This is a genomic window from Rhizomicrobium sp. (assembly GCF_056722145.1).
Genome location: NZ_JBWZET010000281.1, coordinates 1 through 4,208 on the forward strand (window position 1 = coordinate 1; position 4,208 = coordinate 4,208).

Below are 4,208 nucleotides of genomic sequence, written 5' to 3' on the forward strand. Positions count from 1 at the left end.
ATGTAGCTGTCGATCATGTCGTCCGAGAACACGCCGCCCTTCTTGAGGAAGGCGCGGTCGGAGTCGAGCGAGGCAAGAGCTTCACGCAACGAACCGCACACGGTGGGGATTTCCTTCAGCTCTTCCGGCGGCAGGTGATAGAGGTCCTTGTCCGCGGGATCGCCGGGGTGGATCTTGTTCTCGATGCCATCGAGGCCGGCCATCAGCATGGCGGCGAAGGCCAGGTACGGATTCGAGCCGGCATCCGGGAAGCGCACTTCGACGCGCTTGCCCTTGGGGCCCGGCGCGAACGGAATGCGGCACGAGGCCGAGCGGTTGCGGGCCGAATAAGCCAGCAGCACGGGCGCTTCGAAGCCCGGGATCAGGCGCTTGTACGAGTTGGTCAGCGGGTTGGTGATCGCGTTCAGCGCCTTGGCGTGCTTGATGATGCCGCCGATGTAGTACAGCGCCATGTCCGACAGATCGGCATAGCCCGAGCCCGCGAACAGCGGCTTGCCCGACTTCCAGATCGACTGGTGGACGTGCATGCCCGAACCGTTGTCGCCGGCCATCGGCTTCGGCATGAAGGTCGCCGTCTTGCCATAGGCCGCCGCCACCTGATGCACGACGTACTTGTAGATCTGCAGGTTGTCGGCCGACTTGATCAGGGTGTTGAACTTGCAGCCGAGCTCATGCTGGGCCGACGCCACTTCGTGATGGTGCTTCTCGGGGTTGATGCCGAGGTCGCCCATGATCGCCAGCATTTCGCTGCGGATGTCCTGCGCCGAGTCGATCGGCGGGACCGGGAAGTAGCCGCCCTTGATCGACGGACGGTGGCCGAGGTTGCCCTGCTCGTATTCGGTGCCGATGTTCCACGCCGCTTCGACCGAGTCGATCGAATAGAACGCCTTCGACATGCCGGCTTCAAAGCGGACGTCGTCGAAGATGAAGAATTCGGCTTCCGGGCCGAAGAAGCAGGTGTCGCCGACGCCCGACGACTTGACATAGGCTTCGGCGGCCTTGGCGATCGAACGCGGGCAGCGGCCATAGCGCTGGCCGGTGGTGGGCTCCATCACGTCCGCGGTGACGACCAGCGTGGTCTGGGCGAAGAAGGGGTCGATGAAGGCGGTGTCGAGGTCCGGCAGCAGCAGCATGTCGGACTCGTTGATCGCCTTCCAGCCCGCGATCGACGAACCGTCGAACATCGTGCCTTCGTTGAGGAACTCTTCGTCAACCGCCGACAGATCAAACGTAACGTGCTGCCACTTGCCGCGCGGGTCGGTGAAACGAACGTCGACGAACTTCACTTCCTTCGTCTTGATCGTTTCGAGAATTTCTTTTGCCGTAGCCATGTTCAGGTCTTTCCCCTTCCAGTTGGGTGTGATTGTCCGCCTAACTATTGGACGAATTCGTTAGATCGCGTCCGTGCCGCTTTCGCCAGTACGGATGCGGATCGCCTCCTCGACATTGAGGATGAAGATCTTGCCGTCGCCGATGCGCCCGGTGCGGGCGGCCTTCTGAATGGCGTCCACCGACGCCTGCAGACGGTCTTCACCGATCACGATCTCGATCTTCACCTTCGGCAGGAAGTCCACGACGTATTCCGCGCCGCGATAGAGTTCGGTATGGCCCTTCTGCCGGCCAAAACCTTTGGCCTCGGTGACCGTGATACCCTGGACGCCGACTTCCTGCAGCGCCTCTTTCACCTCATCGAGCTTGAACGGCTTGATGATGGCCTCGATCTTTTTCATTCAGGACTCCCTTGCGCCAGACATTCGCGCCGTTAAGGAAATAGCAGGGGTTATGCCAACTTGCAGCTACGCAAAAGCTAAGAAAAACAGGGGTTTACAAGACCGATTCGTTTCATGCTTCGAGGATTGCACAAATTTTGATCTTTGTGCACAACAGACGAGCATCGCTCAGGGCCCGGCTTGCCCGATTTTTCGACTATTCCGCCTCCACGCCCAGCTTCTGCCGACAGCTTCGCAAGCGCCGTACCAACATTAAGGCCATGTTACAATTGTCCCCAGAAGCGGGAATTGCCCGCCTCCAACCACGGCTACAAACCGCATTGGCGGTCGTATAGTCCCCCCATGCACGAGCACGAGATCATCACGGTCGCCGAGATGTATGCGGCCGATTGCTATGCCGCCGAACACGGCATCCCCACCCTGACGCTGATGGAATATGCCGGCCGCGCCGTCGCCGACGAGGTCTTGCGGCTGAAACCCAAGCCGTGCCGGGTGCTGGTGATGTGCGGGCCGGGCAACAATGGCGGCGACGGCTTCGTGGTGGCGCGTCTGTTGAAGGCGCGGGGCTGGCCCGTGACCGTTGGGCTGGTCGGCGAGCGCGGTGCCTTGAAGGGCGATGCAGCATTCCAGTCGGTGCAATATGCCGACGATGTCGTGGCACTGACGCCGGCGCTGCTGGAAGGCACCGAGCTGGTAGTCGATGCGCTGTACGGCGCCGGGCTGTCGCGTTCGCTGGAGGGAGCGGCGCGCGAGACGGTGATGGCGCTGAATGCCCATCCGGCGACGGTGGTGGCTGTGGATGTGCCGAGCGGGCTGCATGGCGATCTCGCTCGCGCCCTCGACGGCGTGTGCGTTGCGGCGGATGCGACGGTGACGTTCTACCGCCTGAAGCCGGCGCATGTGCTGATGCCGGGCAAGATCGCTTGCGGGCGCGTGAGCCTGGCGCAGATCGGCATTCCCGAGGATGCGATTGCGGTGATCGGCCCCAAGATGTTCGTCAACGGCAAGCGGCTGTGGGGCAGGGCCTATCCCAAGCCCGATCCCACGGGCCACAAATACGCCCGCGGCCATGCGGTGGTGGTGTCGGGACCGGCGCACGCAACTGGAGCGGCCCGGCTGGCGGCGCGCGGGGCGCTGCGCATCGGGGCGGGGCTGGTCAGTGTCGCAAGTCCGCTGGGCGCCGTCGACGTCAACGCCAAACATCTCACCGCCATCATGGTGAAGCCGTTCGACGGCGCCGCGGGGCTGGCAAAGCTGCTCGAAGACAAGCGCTATAATGCGGTCGCGATCGGGCCGGGGCTTGGTGTGGGCGAGGAAACCCGCACACTGGTCGAGGTCGCGCTCAACAAGCCGTGCGTACTCGATGCCGATGCGCTGACCTCGTTCCAGGACGCGCCGCAGGATTTGTTCGGACTGCTCGGCCCGGACGACGTGCTGACGCCGCATGAAGGCGAATTCGAGCGGCTGTTTCCGGGGCTGTTGGCGCGGTCGTCCAATCGGGTGGAGGCGGTGCGCGCAGCGGCCACGGAAGCGGGCTGCGTCGTGCTGCTGAAAGGCCCCGACACGGTTGTCGGCGCGCCGGATGGGCGGGTTTCCATCAATACCAATGCGCCGCCGTGGCTGGCGACGGCGGGTTCGGGCGATGTGCTCGCGGGCTTTATTCTCGGGCTTCTGGCGCAACACATGGAGCCGTTCCTCGCCGCTTCGGCAGCGGTCTGGATGCATGGATTGGCCGCCACACATTTCGGCCCCGGCTTGATCGCCGAAGACCTCCCCGAACAGGTGCCGGCATTGCTCAGGCGGCTGTATGAAGAGATTTAGAGGTGGCGCTTTCTGCCCCCGCGGGCAAACGGGTTTCGTCGCTTGCACGAAGACCGTAGGGAAAGTCCGGCCTCGGGCCGGAAAGGGGGCTCGCGATAAGCCCCCTTCGGCCCTTACGGGCCACTTCCCCCACGGTCTACGTGCCGGAGGCGGGAGTTTTGTGCCCGCGGGGGCAGAAATCTTGCGATGACTAACCAGGACACTCTCATGATTCCGAATTGGTTGAAGTATGCCCGCGAATTGCAGGCGGCGGCGCAAACGGGGCTGACGTATGCGGCCAACAAGTATGAAAAGGACCGCTACGAGCATCTGGCGGATCTCGCGGCGCGCATGATGGTGGAGGGCTCGGGCGAGCCGCTCGATCTGGTGAAAGGCGCCTTCGCCGAGCAGAAGGGCTATGCCACGCCCAAGGTCGACGTGCGCGGGTGCATCTATCGCACCAACGCTGCGGGCGTGGGCGAGGTGCTGCTGGTCGACGAGCTCAACGACGGCGGCAAGTGGACGTTTCCCGGCGGCTTCTCCGATCCGGGCGAAGGCCCGAGCGGAAGCTGCGTGCGCGAAGTGCAGGAAGAGGCGGGGCTGAACGTGCGCATCACCAAGCTGTGCGGCATCTACGATCGCGACAAGCGCGGCGGCACCAGCCCGTATCCGTTCCAC

Annotated in this window: 4 protein-coding genes; 2 read left to right on the forward strand and 2 right to left on the reverse strand. The window is 63.6% G+C overall.

Going from position 1 to position 4,208, the window contains the following annotated elements; genetic code table 11:
• Together glnA and AC1P6P_RS14725 are read right to left on the reverse strand one after the other, a co-directional pair.
• Positions 1-1,331: type I glutamate--ammonia ligase (gene glnA, locus AC1P6P_RS14720; RefSeq protein ID WP_481403195.1), on the reverse strand; the 1,331-nt coding region annotated here is incomplete at its 3' end.
• 60 nt (positions 1,332-1,391) lie between these two features.
• Positions 1,392-1,730, reverse strand: a complete 339-nt coding sequence (locus AC1P6P_RS14725) for a P-II family nitrogen regulator (protein ID WP_481403196.1) — start codon at positions 1,728-1,730, stop codon at positions 1,392-1,394.
• Between the two features lie 342 nt (positions 1,731-2,072).
• Between AC1P6P_RS14725 and AC1P6P_RS14730 the strand changes: the two genes are divergently transcribed.
• Entirely contained in the window at positions 2,073-3,551 is a 1,479-nt protein-coding gene (locus AC1P6P_RS14730; protein WP_481403197.1) for an NAD(P)H-hydrate dehydratase, read from the forward strand.
• A 207-nt stretch (positions 3,552-3,758) separates the two neighbouring features.
• The coding region (locus AC1P6P_RS14735) for an NUDIX hydrolase (protein WP_481403198.1) at positions 3,759-4,208 on the forward strand (450 nt) is incomplete at its 3' end.

Bases quoted from the DNA above. Each gene is read 5' to 3' on its own strand.
- AC1P6P_RS14725 (WP_481403196.1), bottom strand. From the start codon at position 1,730: ATGAAAAAGATCGAGGCCATCATCAAGCCGTTCAAGCTCGATGAGGTG.
- AC1P6P_RS14730 (WP_481403197.1), top strand. From the start codon at position 2,073: ATGCACGAGCACGAGATCATCACGGTCGCCGAGATGTATGCGGCCGAT.